At 73.7% G+C, this 14,818-nt stretch carries 12 protein-coding genes; 7 read left to right on the forward strand and 5 right to left on the reverse strand.

Annotation, left to right across the window (positions count from 1 at the left end):
- Positions 1 to 5 precede the first annotated feature (5 nt).
- Complete coding sequence (locus ACFVXJ_RS04000) at positions 6 to 632, forward strand: RNA polymerase sigma factor (RefSeq protein WP_389658148.1); 627 nt, start codon at positions 6 to 8, stop codon at positions 630 to 632.
- Here ACFVXJ_RS04000 and ACFVXJ_RS04005 read toward each other — a convergent pair.
- From ACFVXJ_RS04005 to ACFVXJ_RS04015, 3 genes are all read right to left on the reverse strand, one after another.
- A complete protein-coding gene (locus ACFVXJ_RS04005) occupies positions 553 to 1,581 on the reverse strand; it encodes a MerR family transcriptional regulator (protein WP_389658625.1) in 1,029 nt (342 codons plus the stop codon). The two genes, ACFVXJ_RS04000 and ACFVXJ_RS04005, sit on opposite strands and share 80 nt — an antisense overlap.
- Positions 1,582 to 1,683: 102 nt before the next feature.
- Entirely contained in the window at positions 1,684 to 3,057 is a 1,374-nt protein-coding gene (locus tag ACFVXJ_RS04010) for a cryptochrome/photolyase family protein (protein WP_389658151.1), read from the reverse strand.
- 16 nt (positions 3,058 to 3,073) lie between these two features.
- Entirely contained in the window at positions 3,074 to 4,642 is a 1,569-nt protein-coding gene (locus ACFVXJ_RS04015; protein WP_389658154.1) for an SDR family oxidoreductase, read from the reverse strand.
- Positions 4,643 to 4,859: 217 nt separating this feature from the next.
- Here ACFVXJ_RS04015 and ACFVXJ_RS04020 point away from each other — a divergent pair, with 217 nt between their 5' ends.
- The 3 genes from ACFVXJ_RS04020 to ACFVXJ_RS04030 all read left to right on the forward strand — a co-directional run bounded on the left by ACFVXJ_RS04020 (position 4,860) and on the right by ACFVXJ_RS04030 (position 7,213).
- Positions 4,860 to 5,339, forward strand: coding sequence for an Lrp/AsnC family transcriptional regulator (locus ACFVXJ_RS04020; protein WP_389658157.1), 480 nt, complete (start codon positions 4,860 to 4,862; stop codon positions 5,337 to 5,339).
- 45 nt (positions 5,340 to 5,384) lie between these two features.
- Positions 5,385 to 6,035, forward strand: a complete 651-nt coding sequence (locus ACFVXJ_RS04025) for an HAD family hydrolase (RefSeq protein WP_389658160.1) — start codon at positions 5,385 to 5,387, stop codon at positions 6,033 to 6,035.
- 68 nt (positions 6,036 to 6,103) lie between these two features.
- On the forward strand, positions 6,104 to 7,213 hold the full coding sequence (locus ACFVXJ_RS04030; protein ID WP_389658162.1) for an FAD-dependent oxidoreductase: 1,110 nt from the start codon (positions 6,104 to 6,106) through the stop codon (positions 7,211 to 7,213).
- A gap of 104 nt (positions 7,214 to 7,317) precedes the next feature.
- Here ACFVXJ_RS04030 and ACFVXJ_RS04035 read toward each other — a convergent pair whose 3' ends face one another.
- A complete protein-coding gene (locus ACFVXJ_RS04035) occupies positions 7,318 to 9,258 on the reverse strand; it encodes an ABC transporter ATP-binding protein (protein WP_389658165.1) in 1,941 nt (646 codons plus the stop codon).
- 99 nt (positions 9,259 to 9,357) lie between these two features.
- Here ACFVXJ_RS04035 and ACFVXJ_RS04040 point away from each other — a divergent pair, with 99 nt between their 5' ends.
- The 3 genes from ACFVXJ_RS04040 to ACFVXJ_RS04050 all read left to right on the forward strand — a co-directional run bounded on the left by ACFVXJ_RS04040 (position 9,358) and on the right by ACFVXJ_RS04050 (position 13,656).
- Complete coding sequence (locus ACFVXJ_RS04040; protein ID WP_389658168.1) at positions 9,358 to 9,852, forward strand: MarR family winged helix-turn-helix transcriptional regulator; 495 nt, start codon at positions 9,358 to 9,360, stop codon at positions 9,850 to 9,852.
- Positions 9,853 to 10,027: 175 nt separating this feature from the next.
- Positions 10,028 to 11,878 carry an ABC transporter transmembrane domain-containing protein gene (locus ACFVXJ_RS04045; RefSeq protein ID WP_389658171.1) on the forward strand — a complete coding sequence of 617 codons (1,851 nt, stop codon included), beginning with the start codon at positions 10,028 to 10,030 and terminating at the stop codon, positions 11,876 to 11,878.
- Positions 11,875 to 13,656, forward strand: coding sequence for an ABC transporter ATP-binding protein (locus ACFVXJ_RS04050; protein WP_389658173.1), 1,782 nt, complete (start codon positions 11,875 to 11,877; stop codon positions 13,654 to 13,656). Before ACFVXJ_RS04045 ends, ACFVXJ_RS04050 begins: the two co-directional genes overlap by 4 nt.
- A gap of 157 nt (positions 13,657 to 13,813) precedes the next feature.
- On the opposite strand, the gene ACFVXJ_RS04055 is transcribed toward ACFVXJ_RS04050, so the two are convergent.
- The gene (locus tag ACFVXJ_RS04055; protein WP_389658175.1) at positions 13,814 to 14,800 is read right to left on the reverse strand and encodes an alpha/beta hydrolase; all 987 of its coding nucleotides are present in this window, start codon (positions 14,798 to 14,800) and stop codon (positions 13,814 to 13,816) included.
- Positions 14,801 to 14,818: the final 18 nt, after the last annotated feature.

Consider the following 14,818-nt stretch of genomic DNA (forward strand, 5'->3'; position numbering starts at 1 on the left):
GACTCATGGACGACCTGATCCACGAGCCGGCGCGGGCGGGGCGCACCCCCGGCGGCGGCCCGTCCCGGGAGGCACGCTTGGCGGCCGGCTTCGCGGCGGGTGACGAGCGCTGCGTGGAGGCCGCCTACCGTCGCTGGCGGCCCCTGGTGCACTCCCTCGCCCGCCGCGCCCTGGGTGACGAACGCGAGGCCGAGGACGTCACCCAGCAGGTGTTCCTCGCCGCCTGGCGCGGCCGGCGGCAGTACCGCCCCGGTCCGGGCGGCCTCGGGGCGTGGCTCACGGGCATCACCCGTCACAAGGTGGCCGACGCGCTGGAGGCCAGGACGCGGCGGACCCGGGTCACCGCGGCGGCCGTCCACGCGCTGCGCGAACACGTCCGGTCCCCCGCCGCCCACGCGCCGCCGGAGCCCGAACAGGCCCTCGACCGCATGGTGGTGTTCGGCGAACTGGCCCGACTGCCCGCGGCCCAGCAACGCGTGCTGTGGCTGGCGTTCTACGGCGACCTGACCCAGTCCCAGATCGCGGCCCGGACCGGGCTGCCGCTGGGCACCGTCAAGAGCCACATGCGCCGGGCGCTGCTGGTGCTGCGCCACTCGCTCGGGGATCCGGCGCCGACACGAGCCGCTCGATGACCGCGAGACCCGAGCGCAGTCCGAACAGCCGCTCGACGCGTGGGCCCGAGACGCCCGCGCCCCAACCCGGCCCCGCCGGCAGCACCGCCGAGTGCCCCCGGGCGCCGTGCGGCCCCCATGCGATACCGGCGACCGCGCGGGCCAGGGCGTGGTCCGCGGTGGTGCTCGACTGGGCCCAGAGGACGGCGACACGCGGGCCCGTACGGCGCACGGCCTCGCGCAACGCCTCGGCGGGCAGGGCCGGCCCGAACATCAGGACCGGCAGGCCACGCTCCCCGAGGGCGGCGGCCAACGCCTCGATGGGCAGGCTGTGTTGTTCCCCGGGGGCGCAGGCCAGGAGCACGGGAGGCGCCTCGTAGCGCCGGGGGGCGGGCCGCAGGCGGCGCAGCGCGCCGGAGACGTGCCAGGACAGCAGGTGCTCCACCTCGACGTAACGTTCCCCCGCCGAGGCCCACTTGCGGCCCACGGCGTGCAGGGTCGGCGCGATCACCTCCTCCCACGCCACGACCGGGCCCAACTGCGCCAACGCGGTGTCCAGGAGGTGCTCGACCGCCGGCGCGTCCAGTCGTACGGCGGCCCGTGCGAGCCCTCTGCACTCCGCCCGCACCTCCCCGAGCGGAAGGGCGGTGGACCCGCCCGGCGTCACGGTCGCCGGGCGGGCCGTCCCCGAGCCGTCGGCGGCTGCGTCGAGCGCGGCCCTGGCGGCCTCGGACGGGGGCACGCCCTGCGCCGTGAACCGGCACATCAACTCCAGTCGGGCGATGTCGGCGGGGGTCCATCGGCGGTGCCGACCGCGCTCGCGGCGGGCGGGGCCGATGGCGTAACGGCGCTCCCAGGACCGGAGCGTGGTCGGCGAGACCCCCAGGCGTCGGGCCACCGCGCCGGTGCTCAGCGCGGCGGCGGGCAGCGGCGGCGGCCCCGGGGGTTCCTCGGGGGCATCGGGCGGCACGGGGCCGTGGGACGGCACGGGGTCGTGCGGACACTGCACGGGCTGGCGGGGCGGCACGGGGTCCACCCGCTCACCATAGGGCGCGGGAGCTCTGGCAGCGGCTCACGCGCTCCCCCGCCCCTGCCGAAAACGCGCGAGCCCGTCGGCGAGTTCCACCACCGGCTCCGGGTAGTCGTACCGGGCCCGCTCCGCCGCCGGCAGCCGCCACGGTTCGTGCACCCGGGGCGCGGGCAGCCCCGCGAGTTCCGGCACCCACCGGTGCACATAGGCGCCGTCGGGGTCGTAACGCACGCCCTGGCGGACCGGGTTGAGCACCCGGTTGGGCCGGGTGTCGGTGCCCGTGCCGGCGACCCACTGCCAGTTCAGTTGGTTGTTGGCCAGGTCGCCGTCCACCAGCAGATCCAGGAAGTGGCGCGCACCGATCCGCCAGTCGACGTACAGCGTCTTGGCGAGGAAGCTCGCGGCCAGCAGTCGGCCCCGGTTGTGCATCCAGCCCTCGTGGCGTAGCTGGCGCATGGCCGCGTCGACGACGGGGTAGCCCGTGCGGCCCTCCTTCCAGGCCCGGATCTCCTCCTGCGCGTCGCCGCCGCTGCGCCAGTGGTCTCGGCGCTCCCGGTAGTCGCGGTGGGCCGCGTCGGGGCGGGCGGCGAGCACCTGGTGGTGGAAGTCGCGCCAGCACAACTGCCGGACGAACGCCTCGGCGCCGGGGCCCTTGACGGCCCGGGCACGGTGGACGGTCTCGGCGGCCGACACGGTGCCGAAGTGCAGGTGGGGAGAGAGCCGGGAGGTGGCGTCGCCGGCCAGGTCGTCGTGGGCGTCGTGGTAGCCGTCGACGCCGGCGCGCAGCCACGCGGTCAGCAGCCGGCGGCCCTCGCGCTCGCCACCGCGCGCCAGCCCCGGGGAGATCCCGGTGACGGCCGCGCGTTCGGGCACCGGATCGGACCGCAGGGAGCCGGGGACCCGGAGCGCCCGCGGGGCCGCGGTGACGGCACGCGGGGGCAGTTCCGTCCAGCGGCGCAGGTAGGGGGTGAAGACGGCGAAGTGGTCGGAGGCGGCGGGCCGCAGGGCGCCGGGGGCCACGGCCGTCACCACCATGTCGTGTACGTACAGCCGGCGGCCTTCCGCTTCCAAGGCGGCGCGCAGCCGTTCCTCCCGGGCGTGGGCGTACGCGCTCACCCCGGCCGCCATGTGCACCTCGTCGGCGTCCGCCTCCCGTACGAGGGCCAGCACTTCGGGGACGGCCTCCCCGGAGCGGATCACCAGGCGCCCGCCGCGTTCGCGCAGTGCGTCGTCCAGCCCGGCGAGGCAGTCGGCCAGGAAGGCGCGGCGGTTGGGTGCCCCGAACCCGGATTCCTCGATGGCCTGGTCCCGGACGAAGAGCGGCACCACCCGGTCGCACGAGGACAGCGCGGCACGCAGCGGCGGATGGTCGTGCACGCGCAGGTCTGAGGTGTAGAGGACCACCGCGACGTTCATGGGCTCTCGCTCCGGGTCAGGGCTGTGAGGTGCTGCTTGCGCCGGGTACTTCGGCGGCGGACGGCGGAACGGATGCGCCCCGGTGCAGCTCGCGTTCCAGTCGTTCGGCGGCCTTGGCGATGTTGCGCGCCATCCCGCCGAACACCACGGCGTGGAAGGGCGAGACGCTCCACCAGTACAAGTGGCCGAGCAGCCCGCGCGGGTGGAACAGGGCGCGCTGGTGGAAGCGGGAGCGTCGGCGGTCCGCCGGATCGGGGTCGGCGCGCAGCTCCAGCCAGGCCAGGCCGGGCAGCCGCATCTCGGCGCGCAGCCGCAGCAGGGCTCCCGGTTCGATCTCCTCCACCCGCCAGAAGTCCAGGCTGTCGCCTACCCGCAGCGTGGCCGCGTCCCGGCGGCCGCGCCGGATGCCGACGCCGCCGACGAGCCGGTCGAGCCAGCCCCGTACCGCCCAGGCGAGCGGGAAGGAGTACCAGCCGTTGTCGCCGCCGATGCCCTCGATTACCCGCCACAGCGCGGCGGGGGACGCGTCGACGGGCAGCTCCCGCCGGTCCGTGTAGAGGCTGCCGCCGGCCCAGTCGGGGTCGGTGGGCAGCGGGTCGCTGGGGGCGCCGGGGACACCGGCGGAGGACCAGCGGGTGGTCACCTTGGCCTCGCGCACCCGCTGGAGGGCGAGGACCAGGGCCCGGTCGAAGGGCAGCGGGGCGCCGGGCGGGTCGGGGACGTAGGCGGCGATGTCGTGCTCGTGGCAGACCACCTCGTGCCGGAGGGATTCGGCGAGCGGCCTCGCCAACGCCCTCGGGACGGGGGTGACCAGGCCGATCCAGTGGCTGGAGAGACCGGGGGTGAGCATCGGCACCCGCATGATGAGCCGTTTGCGGAGCTCCGCGACCTCCGCGTAGCGGCGCATCATGTCCTCGTAGGTGACCACGTCCGGGCCGCCGATGTCGAAGGCCCGGTTGACCTCGGACGGCATGCCGGCACTCCCGACGAGGTAGCGCAGCACGTCGCGGACCGCGATGGGCTGGCAGCGCGTACCGACCCAGCTGGGCGTGACCATGACGGGCAGCCGCTCGGTGAGGTAGCGCAGCATTTCGAAGGAGGCGGAGCCGGAACCGATGATGACGGCGGCCCGCAGGACGGTGGCCGGGACGGCGCAGTCGAGGAAGATCTCGCCGACCTCGGCGCGGGAGCGCAGGTGGGGGGAGAGTTCCCGCGGCGCGATCCCCTCCGGCGTGAGCCCGCCGAGGTAGACGATGCGCCGGACACCGGCCGCCCGGGCCTGCTCCGCGAACACGCGCGCGGCCTCGCGGTCGCGGCCCTCGAAGCCGGAGCCGGAGCCGAGGGAGTGCACGAGGTAGTAGGCGACGTCGATACCGCGCATCGCCTCGGCGACCGACGCCGGGTCGGTGACGTCGCCGCGCACGGCCTCGGCGCGTCCGGCCCAGGGGTGGTCGCGCAGTTTTGCGGGAGTCCGGGCCAGGCAGCGGACCCGGTGCCCCGCGTCGAGGAGCTCGGGTACCAGTCGGCCGCCGATGTAGCCGGTGGCCCCGGTGACCAGGCAGTGGGTGGCCTGCGCGTCCGTCATGGCGCTCCCGTCATGGCTGTCTCGACTCTCGTGCCCCCGTTCAGGATTCCGCACGGGCTTCCGCTCGGCATTCCGTAGGGGGTTCCGTGCGTCGGGCGGGTTCGGATGCGCCTTGCGCGCACGGATTGCCGCCCGGTTCGCGGGCGGTGCCGCCGGCCCGCGCCGCCCGGGCGTGCGGGCCCGGCTGGGTGGCCCGGGCCGTTGGTACAGTCGCGGCATGGCGGTGGACGAGCTCGACACCCGCATCCTGCGCCTGCTGATCGAGCAGCCGCGCACCAGTGTGCGCGAGTACGCCCGGCTGCTGGGCGTCGCCCGCGGCACCCTGCAGGCCCGGCTGGACCGGCTGGAGCGTACCGGGGTGATCACCGGGACGGGCCCGGTCCTCTCCCCCGCCGCGCTCGGCCACCCGGTGCTGGCATTCGTCCACATCGAAGTCACCCAGGGGCATCTGGACGAGGTGGGCGACGCCCTGGCGGCGGTGCCCGAGATCATCGAGGCGTTCTCCATCACGGGCGGCGGGGATCTGCTGACGCGGGTGGCGGCCCGGGACAACGCACACCTGGAGGACGTCATCCAGCGGCTCATCCGACTTCCGGGCGTCGTCCGCACCCGTACCGAAGTCGCACTGCGCGAGCGGGTGCCGCACAGGCTGCTCCCGCTGGTCGAGGCAGTGGGAAGAGAAGCGCGCAAACCCTGACAAGATGGTCGTGCACGAATACGACCGGCAGGACGGGCACAACGGATGCTTTCCGTCATATTCGATCTCGACGGCACCCTCGTGGACAGCGAGCCGAACCCCTACGAGTCCGGGCGACGCGCCCTTGAACGGCACGGCGCACCCGAGTCCAACCGGGAACCCCGGGAACAGCACTCCCCCCTCGTCGACATCGGGACGCGGGAGACGCCTGACAACCGCGAGGAGCGGTACGGGCCGCGCGCCCACCCGGGGGCGGCCCGCGCCGGGACCGAGGCGTTCCCCGAGATGCGCAGGTTCGTGGAGCGGCTGCACGCCGACGGCGTGCCCACGGCGGTGGCGTCCGGCTCCTCGCGCGAGGCGATCGAGACCGTGCTGGCCGGGACCGGTCTGGAGGCCCTGCTGGGCGTCGTGGTCTCCGCCGAGGAGGTCGCGCACGGCAAGCCGGACCCCGATGTGTTCCTGGAGGCGGCGCGCCGGCTCGGCGCGGACCCCGCCGACTGCGTGGTGGTCGAGGACGCGGCGCCGGGCGCGGAGGCCGCCCGGGCGGCGGGCATGGAGTGCCTGGCGATCCCTTCCGCGGCGGGCGCCGCCGGCCACCCCGCTTTCGCCTCGGCCGGCCTGATGTTCCGCGGCGGGCCGGGCGCGTTCGACGTGGAGACCGCGTACGAATGGCTCGGGGAGCACCGGGCGGCCTGACCACCCGGCCGGCGCCCACGTGGTCGGGCGTGGGGAAGAGTGCGGGGCGGTCCGGGGTTGGTAGAACCGTGAACGACTTCGTGGAGCGGGACCCGGTGGCGGTGGACGTGGTGGTCATCGGCGCGGGGCAGGCCGGCCTGTCCGGCGCCTACCATCTGGCCCGGTCGGGCGTCGACCACGTCCTCCTGGACCACGCGCCCCGCCCGGGCGGGGCCTGGCAGTTCCGCTGGCCGTCCCTCACCTACGGCAAGGTGCACGGCATGCACGCGCTGCCCGGCATGGAGCTGACCGACGCCGACCCGCTGCGGCCGTCGTCGGAGGTCATCGGGGAGTACTTCGCCACGTACGAGGAGCGCTTCGGGCTGCGCGTGCGCCGACCGGTGCACGTCACGGCGGTACGGGAGGGCACGGACGGGCGGCTGCTGGTGGAGTCGGCGTCCGGCGAGCGGTGGGCGGCCCGCGCCCTGATCAACGCCACCGGCACCTGGGACCGGCCGTTCTGGCCCCGCTACCCGGGCCGGGAAACGTTCCGGGGTCGGATGCTGCACACCGCGGACTACCCGGGGCCGGCCGCGTTCGCCGGGGCCCGGGTGGTGGTCGTGGGCGGGGGCACGTCGGCGGTGCAGCACCTGCTGGAGATCTCCGAGGTGGCGGCGGCGACCACGTGGGTGACCCGCCGCCCGCCGGTCTTCCGCGACTCCCGCTTCGGCGAGACCGAGGGCCGGGCCGCCGTCGCGTTGGTGGAGGAGCGGGTACGCCGCGGGCTGCCCCCGCAGAGCGTGGTCAGTGTGACCGGACTGGCGCTGAACGACGCCGTGCGGGCCGGGCTGGACTCGGGGGTGCTGGAACGCCGGCCGATGTTCGCGCGCATCACCCCGACGGGGGTCGCCTGGGACGACGGGCGGAGCGTGGACGCCGACCTGATCCTGTGGGCCACCGGTTTCCGGGCCGCCATCGATCACCTGGCTCCCCTGCGTCTGCGGGAACGGGGCGGTGGCATCCGGCTCGATGGCACCCGAGCGGTCCGTGACGAGCGCGTGCACCTGATCGGCTACGGCCCTTCGGCCTCCACCATCGGGGCCAACCGGGCGGGCGGCGCGGCCGTCCGCGAGATCCGCCGCCTCCTGGCCCGTGAAGCGGTCGGGGCTCCGGCCCTTACCGGGGTCGTCGCCCTGTGACGCGCATGTGACCGTCCCGTTCGTCCGTCGGGGTGACGGGCCTGTCCGCCGGGGGGACGGCCTGTCTGGCGGGCGGCGGTTCCGGTGGCTCGCCGGTCATACCGTCAGACGTTCATGGGAGCGGGGACGGTTTCCTCCGCCGGGCCGCCGTGGGCGGCGTTCCCGTTCAACGGCTTCGTGCGGGCCGTGCGGGTACGGGCCGGCTGCTCGGCGTCGGCCGACGGCGGCGCCGACTCGGCGTCCCGGTCCCGGCGGACGAGGGCGGCGTACCGGCCGTCGGCCGCGAGGAGTTCCTCGTGCGTACCGCGCTCGGCTATCCGTCCGGCGTCCAGGACGACGATCTGATCGGCGTCGCGCACGGTGGAAAGCCGGTGCGCGATGGTGATGGTGGTGCGGCCGGCGGACAGTTTGTCGATGGCCCGCTGCACGGCGTGCTCCGTACGGGTGTCCAGCGCACTGGTCGCCTCGTCGAGGATCAGGACCGGTGGGTCGCGCAGGATGGTGCGGGCGATGGCCAGCCGCTGCTTCTCCCCTCCGGAGAACCGGTAGCCGCGCTCGCCGACCAGCGTGTCGTACCCGTCGGGCAGGGACTCGATGTGGTCGTGGATCTGGGCGGCGCGGGCGGCCTCCACTATCTCCTCGTCGGTGGCGTCCGGCTTGGCGAAGCGCAGGTTGTCGGCGACGGAGGCGTGGAAGAGGTAGGTCTCCTGGGAGACCACGCCTATCGACCGGGCCAGCGAGTCGAAGTCGAGGTCGCGGACATCGATCCCGTCGAGGGCGACCCGTCCGTCGGTGACGTCGTAGAGCCGGGGCACCAGGTAGCTGAGGGTGCTCTTGCCTGATCCGGTGGGGCCGACCACGGCGAGGGAGCCGCCGGCGGGGACGGTGACGTCGATGCCGGTGAGCGTGGGCCCGCTCTTGACGTCGTACGCGAAGTGCACGTCCTCCAGCCGGATCTCGCCCTTCGCGCGGTCGATCCGTACCGGGTCCTCGCGTTCGGTGATCTCCACCGGCAGGTCGAGGTACTCGAAGATCCGGGCGAACAGCGCGAGCGAGGTCTGGATCTGCACGCCGGTCGACAGGAGGCTCACCGCGGGCCGGAACAGGCCCTGCTGCAGGGTGACGAAGGCGACGAGGGTGCCCACGGAGAGCGAGGGCGCACCGGTCTGGAGGGCTATGCCGGCGGCCCAGTAGATGAGCGCGGGCATGGCGGCCATGACGATCCCGATCGTGGACATCCGCCAGCGCCCGGCCATGCTGGAGCGCACCTCCAGCCCGACCAGCTTCTCGGATTCCTCCGCGAAGGACTGGGTGAGGGAGTCCGCGCGGCCCATGGTGCGGCCGAGCAGGATGCCGCTGACGGACAGGGACTCGGTGACGGTGGCGGCCATCGCCGCCATCTGCTTCTGCCGCTGGGTGGTGATCTTCTTGCGCTCGCGCCCGACCCGCCGGCTGATCCACACGAAGACGGGCAGCAGCAGGAGCGAGACGAGGGTCAGCCGCCAGTCGAGCGCGAGCATCGCGACGACGGAGGCGATCACGGCCGTGAGGTTGGAGACGAGGGACGTCGCGGTGGAGGTGACGGTGGCCTGCATGCCGCCGATGTCGTTGGCTATGCGGGACTGGACCTCACCGGTGCGGGTGCGGGTGAAGAAGGCCAGCGGCATGCGCTGGAGCTGGGCGTAGACGGCGGTGCGCAGGTCGTGCATGACGCGCTGGCCGACGGTGGTGGAGATCAGGGTCTGGAGCACGCCGAACACGCTGGTGACCACGGCGGTGAGGATCATGCCGAGGGCCAACAGGCTCAGCAGGCCCGTCCGCCCCTGCGGGATCGCCACGTCGAGGATTTCCTTGAGCAGGAACGGCGAGGCGACGGAGACCAGCGAGGAGGCGGCGACGAGTCCGCCGACCACGGCGAGGCGGCCCCGGTAGGGCCGGAACAGCCCCATGATGCGGCGTAGCTGGCGGGGCTGTTCCGCGGGGTCGGGACGGTTCGGGTCGAGGGATTCCTTGGACGGCGTCCATTCGGGTTCCTTGGGGCGCATGGGCCTCCTTCTGACGAGACTCTGCTGAGCATAGCTCATTGTTACCTATACTCACAATGAGTCTGGTCCTGATACTCTTCCCATTATGAGGACCGCAGCATGAGCACCGCTTCCGACAACACCGTGACCGGCGCGGACGGCGTCGACGCGCCCGACAGCGACGACGGCGTCCTCGCCGAGCAGCTGCTGCGCCTGACCCGCCGGCTCCACCGCATCCAAAAACGTCATCTCGAACCCCTCGGGATCACTCCAGCCCAGTCAAGGCTGCTCCGGCTGGTCTCGCACTACGACGGCGCCGAACCGCCGCGGATGGCGCAGCTCGCCGCCCGTCTCGAAGTCGTCCCCCGAGCGGTGACGACGCTGGTCGACGGGCTCGAGTCGGCCGACTGCGTGCGCCGGGCGCCCGACCCCGCCAACCGGCGGGTCATCCGGATCGAGCTCACCGACACCGGCCGCGCCACTCTGCGCCGACTGCGCAACGCGCGGACCGCCGCGGCGGAGGAGATCCTGGCACCCTTGACCGCCGCGCAGCGCGATGTGCTCGGCGGCCTCCTCGACATCCTGTCCGACGCCCCGGCGGAGCGGGTCTGCTGACCACGGCCTCCCCGTCCCACCGCACCGCGTAGCGCAGTTGAGCGGCCCGTACACCAAGCGCCGCGCCCGCAAACCTCGCTGCCGACGATCGGCGCGGCCAGAAAATCGTTTGCGGGGGCTTGGTCCGGAAGACGAACCTTGTGTGGTTTGAGTCACTCGACCGTCTTGGGGCGTCATGCAGATCAGCGATCTCCCGCATCCGGATCCCGGGGTGCCCGACGCCCGTTCCGGCCCGCGTCTCCTGCTCTGGCTGGGCCGCACCCAACTGGGCGGACAGGCCAAGAGCCTGTGCTGGGGGCTGGTCCACCACTGCGCCATCGCCGGGCTGCCGTTCGCGGTGGGCCTCGGCGTGGAAGCGGCCGTGGACGGCGACGGACGACGGCTGCTCCTCGTCGGCGCGCTGATCGCGCTGCTCGGTGTCGCCATCTCCCTCGGCGACACCATGCTGCACCGGACCAGCGTCACCAACTGGATCACCGCCGCCGCCCGGGTGCAGCAACTGCTCGCCCGCAAGACCGCCGACCTCGGCTCGGCCCTGACCCGCCAGGTGGCGGCCGGTGAGGTCGTCGCCGTATCGACGGCCGACGTGGAGAAGATCGGCTGGTTCGTCGAGGCCGTCTCCCGCTTCCTCGCGGCGGCCGCCTCGCTCGTCGCCGTCTGCGTCGCCCTCGTCCTGTACGCGCCGTCCCTCGGCGTCGTGGTCGCCGTCGGGATGCCGCTGCTGGCCCTCTCCTCCCTGCCGCTGCTCCCCCGCGCCACCCGACGCGCCGACGTCCAGCGGGAGAAGGCGGGCAAGGCGACCGAACTGGCCGCCGACACCGTGGCCGGCCTGCGCGTCCTGCGCGGAATCGGCGGCGAGGAACTGTTCCTCGGCCGGTACCGCGCGGCCTCCCAGGAGGTACGCACGGCCGCGGTGCGCAGTGCGCGCATGTGGGCGCTGATCTCCGCCGTCCAGGTGTTCCTGCCGGGGCTGCTGCTGATCGCGGTGGTCTGGTACGGCTCTTCGCTGGTCCTGGACGAACGGCTCCTCGTCGGCGAACTCGTCGCCGTGTTCAGCGCGGTGTCGCTGTCGCTCTACCCGTTGCGCAGCGTGCAGGAGATCGCCATGGCCTACTCGTTCTCGCGGCCCTCCGCCACCCGCGCGGCCCGGGTGTTGCGGCTGACCCGCGCCGAGGGAGCGAAGGCGCCGAAGACGGCGGACGCCGTACCGGCGCCGGCCCCGGGCGGGGACCTCTACGACCCGCGGACCGGGCTGCTGGCCCCCTCGGGACGGTTCACCGCCGTCGTGTGCGGGGACCCCGACCTCGCGGGTCGGCTCGCGGAACGCCTGGGCGGCCATCCCACCGTCACCGACGACGACGCCTCGGTGTTGCTGGGAGGCGTGGCGCTGGACGAGCTCGCGCTGGACACGGCCCGCCGACTGGTCCTCGTACAGGACAAGGATCCGGTGCTGCTGTCCGGCACGCTCCGGGAGCTGTTCGACGTACCGGCGTCCGGGGCGGTGACCCCGGCGGCCGCGTTGGAGGCCGCGCGGTGCGGCGACGTACTGGAGGCCGTGTCGCAGTCCGCGCCCGAGGGGGTGACGGACCCGATGGACGCCCGGATCACCGAGCGCGGCCGGTCGCTCTCGGGTGGGCAGCGCCAACGGCTCGCGCTGGCCCGCTCGCTGGTCACCGACCCGGAGGTGCTGGTGCTCGACGAACCGACCTCGGCGGTCGACTCGCACACCGAGGCGCGCATCGCGGACGGTATCGCGGGGCTGCGCGCCGGTCGTACGACGGTGGTCCTCGCCTCCTCACCGCTGGTGTTGGACCGCGCCGACCGGGTCGTCCTCATCCACGAGGGCGTGGCCCTGCCCGCGGCGACCCATCGGGAACTGCTGCGCGACGAACCGCGCTACCGGGCGGTCGTGACGCGCGAGACGGAGGAGGAACAGCGCCTCGACGGGCTGCCCCTGACCGCGCTGGGCGCGGAGATCACCGGCCGGCTCGACGAAGAACTCAGCGAGATCGAGGAGTCCGCATGATCGGCGTGGCACCGCCGCACTACGACCCGGCGGCCCCCGAGTCGGCCACGACGCTGCCCGTCGGCACCTCCGCGACCGTACGGGGCTATGTGCGCGGCCTGCTCCGACGGCACCGGCGGCCCTTCGCGGTGCTGGTGGGCGTCAACGCGATCGCGGTGATCGCCTCGATGGTGGGCCCGTACCTGTTGGGACGGGTCGTGGACGACCTGGCGGCAGGAGTCCGCGAACTCCACCTGCCCCGCGTGGGGCTGCTGTTCGCACTGGCGCTGGCCGTCCAGACCTGTTTCGTCCGCATGCTCCGGCTGCGCGGGGCGATGCTCGGCGAGGAGATGCTGGCCGACCTGCGCGAGGACTTCCTGGTGCGTTCCGTCGCGCTGCCGCCCGGAGTGCTGGAACGGGCCGGGACCGGTGACCTGCTGTCGCGGATCACCACCGACATCGACCGGCTGGCCAACGCGATGCGGGAGGCAGTGCCGCAGCTCTCGGTCGGCGTGGTGTGGGCGGGGCTGCTGTTCGGGGCGCTGGCGGTGACGGCGCCGCCGCTGGCGCTCGCCGCGCTGGTGGCCCTGCCCGTGCTGGTGATCGGCTGTCGCTGGTACTTCCGGCGGGCGCCGTCCGCGTACCGCTCCGAGGCGGCCGGCTACGCCGCGGTCTCGGCGGCCCTGACGGAGACGGTGGACGCCGGCCGCACCATCGAGGCGCACCGGCTCGGACGACGTCGGGTGGCTCTGTCGGAAGAGCGCATCGGCCGCTGGGTCGCGTGGGAGCGGTACACCCTCTTCCTGCGGTCCGTGCTCTTCCCCGTCATCAACGTCACCTACGTGACGATCCTCGGCTCCGTGCTGATGATCGGCGGATACTGCGTGCTGCGCGGCTGGATGTCGGTGGGGCAACTGACGACGGGCGCCCTGCTGGCCCAGATGATGGTCGACCCGATCGGTCTGATCCTGCGCTGGTACGACGAACTCCAGGTGGCGCAGGTGTCGTTGGGCCGCCTGGTCGGCATCCACGAGATCGAACCCGACGGCGGCGACGCGTCCGTCTCGCCACGGGGGCGGACGGTCCGCGCCGATGAGGTGCGGTTCGGTTACCGGGAGGGCGTGGACGTGCTGCACCGGGTGTCGATGTCCGTGCCGCCGGGGACCCGGATGGCGCTGGTCGGTCCCTCGGGGGCGGGCAAGTCGACCCTGGGCCGACTGCTGGCGGGCGTCTACGCGCCACGGACCGGCGAGGTCACCCTCGGCGGGGCGCGGCTGTCGCGGATGCCGGCGGAGCGGGTGCGCGAGCACGTGGCGCTGGTCAATCAGGAGCACCACGTCTTCGTGGGCTCGCTGCGGGACAACCTGCGGCTGGCCAGGACGGGTGCGGGGGACGCCGAGCTGTGGGCGGCGCTGGAGGCGGTGGACGCGGACGGCTGGGCGCGGTCCCTGGCGGCCGGGCTGGACACGGAGGTGGGGTCGGGCGCCGCGGCGCTGACTCCCGCGCAGGCGCAGCAGGTCGCCTTGGCCCGTCTGGTGCTGGCGGATCCGCACACGCTGGTGCTGGACGAGGCCACCTCGCTGCTGGACCCGCGGGCGGCCCGGCACCTGGAGCGTTCGCTGGCCCGGGTGTTGGACGGCCGTACGGTCGTCGCGATCGCGCACCGGCTGCACACCGCGCACGACGCGGACGTGATCGCGGTGGTCGAGGACGGCCGGATCAGCGAGTTCGGCTCGCACGAGGAACTCGTCGCGGCGGACGGCGCCTACGCGGCGCTGTGGCGGTCCTGGCACGGCTGAGGCCCTGCCTCGCGGAAGTGACGGGGGCTCGCGAGGGGTGGCGGGATCTCGCGGGGTGGCGGGATCTCGCGGGGTGGCTGTGGCCTCGCGGGGTGGCGGTGACCTCGCGGACGCCACGCGTGGGTCGGTGGCGTCCGCGAGGCCGTACGGGGCGCCCCTACGCCTTGCGGAGGCGGTCGATGATGCCGTCGAGGTCGCGCCACATCATGTAGTCGCGGACGAAGTGGCCGCCGGGTTCCTCGTGCCACTCGTGCGGGATCCCGGCCCGGTCGAGGAGACCGCGGAACTCCCGCTGACCCGCGAGGACCTGCGTCTCGTTGAACGAGTCGAACGCGTTGGTCGGGTCGGGGCTGGTTCCGGCGACGAGGAAGACCCGCTTGTTGCGGTAGCTCTCGACGCGTTCGACGGGGTTGTCGGCGGTGACGCGGCCCTGGTCCCACGGCACGCCGTAAACGGTCCCGCCGGCCAGGTCGAGGGCGGCGGAGGACAGGTTGGCCCAGTGCACGACCGCCCCGTTGTCCCGGCGCACGCTGGCGGGGCCGGAGTGGGAGCTCACCGAGGCGAAGTGGCCCCAGTACTTGGCCGCGTACTTGAGGGCGCCGAAACCGCCCATGGAGAACCCGGCGACGGCGCGGCCGTCGTACTCGGCGAACGTGCGGAAGTTCGCCTCCACCCATGGGAGGAGCTGATTGATGTGGAAGAACTCCCAGTTCCTGGGGCCGGTGTTGGAGGTAACGGCGTTGGAGTACCAGCCCGCGTGCCCGCCGTCCGGCATCACGACGATGATCGGCCTGCCGGCGGTCCACGCGCGGATGCCGAGCCGGTCGAAGGTGATGAAGTCCTGATCGGTGCCGCCGCCGTGGAAGAGGTAGAGGACGGGGTAGGTGCGACCGCTGGTGTGGTAGTCGTCGGGCAGCAGGACGTTGACGGCGGGCTGCCAGCCGATCGCGTCGGTCTGGAAGCGGTAGTACCACATGCGGGCGTCGCCCTCGTTCTGGTCGACGATGCGCAGCCCGAAGCCGTCGCCCGCCGCGCTCGCCGCGGCTGCCGTCCCGAGGACGCCCGCGCCGCCGAGGGCCATGGCGGCGGAGAGCCCGCCGACGGACTTCAGCAGATGCCTGCGGGTGGGGCGGTGCTCACTCACGATGACCTCCTGGTCGAT

This window comes from Streptomyces sp. NPDC058279, assembly GCF_042881255.1.
Taxonomy (GTDB): Bacteria; Actinomycetota; Actinomycetes; order Streptomycetales; family Streptomycetaceae; genus Streptomyces.

What these genes read in the sequence shown, in the direction of transcription:
- ACFVXJ_RS04000 (WP_389658148.1), top strand. Translation starts at nt 6, where the DNA reads ATGGACGACCTGATCCACGAGCCGGCGCGGGCGGGGCGCACCCCCGGC.
- ACFVXJ_RS04010 (WP_389658151.1), bottom strand. Translation starts at nt 3,057, where the DNA reads ATGAACGTCGCGGTGGTCCTCTACACCTCAGACCTGCGCGTGCACGAC.
- ACFVXJ_RS04015 (WP_389658154.1), bottom strand. Translation starts at nt 4,642, where the DNA reads ATGACGGACGCGCAGGCCACCCACTGCCTGGTCACCGGGGCCACCGGC.
- ACFVXJ_RS04020 (WP_389658157.1), top strand. Translation starts at nt 4,860, where the DNA reads ATGGCGGTGGACGAGCTCGACACCCGCATCCTGCGCCTGCTGATCGAG.
- ACFVXJ_RS04025 (WP_389658160.1), top strand. Translation starts at nt 5,385, where the DNA reads ATGCTTTCCGTCATATTCGATCTCGACGGCACCCTCGTGGACAGCGAG.
- ACFVXJ_RS04035 (WP_389658165.1), bottom strand. Translation starts at nt 9,258, where the DNA reads ATGCGCCCCAAGGAACCCGAATGGACGCCGTCCAAGGAATCCCTCGAC.
- ACFVXJ_RS04040 (WP_389658168.1), top strand. Translation starts at nt 9,358, where the DNA reads ATGAGCACCGCTTCCGACAACACCGTGACCGGCGCGGACGGCGTCGAC.
- ACFVXJ_RS04045 (WP_389658171.1), top strand. Translation starts at nt 10,028, where the DNA reads ATGCAGATCAGCGATCTCCCGCATCCGGATCCCGGGGTGCCCGACGCC.
- ACFVXJ_RS04050 (WP_389658173.1), top strand. Translation starts at nt 11,875, where the DNA reads ATGATCGGCGTGGCACCGCCGCACTACGACCCGGCGGCCCCCGAGTCG.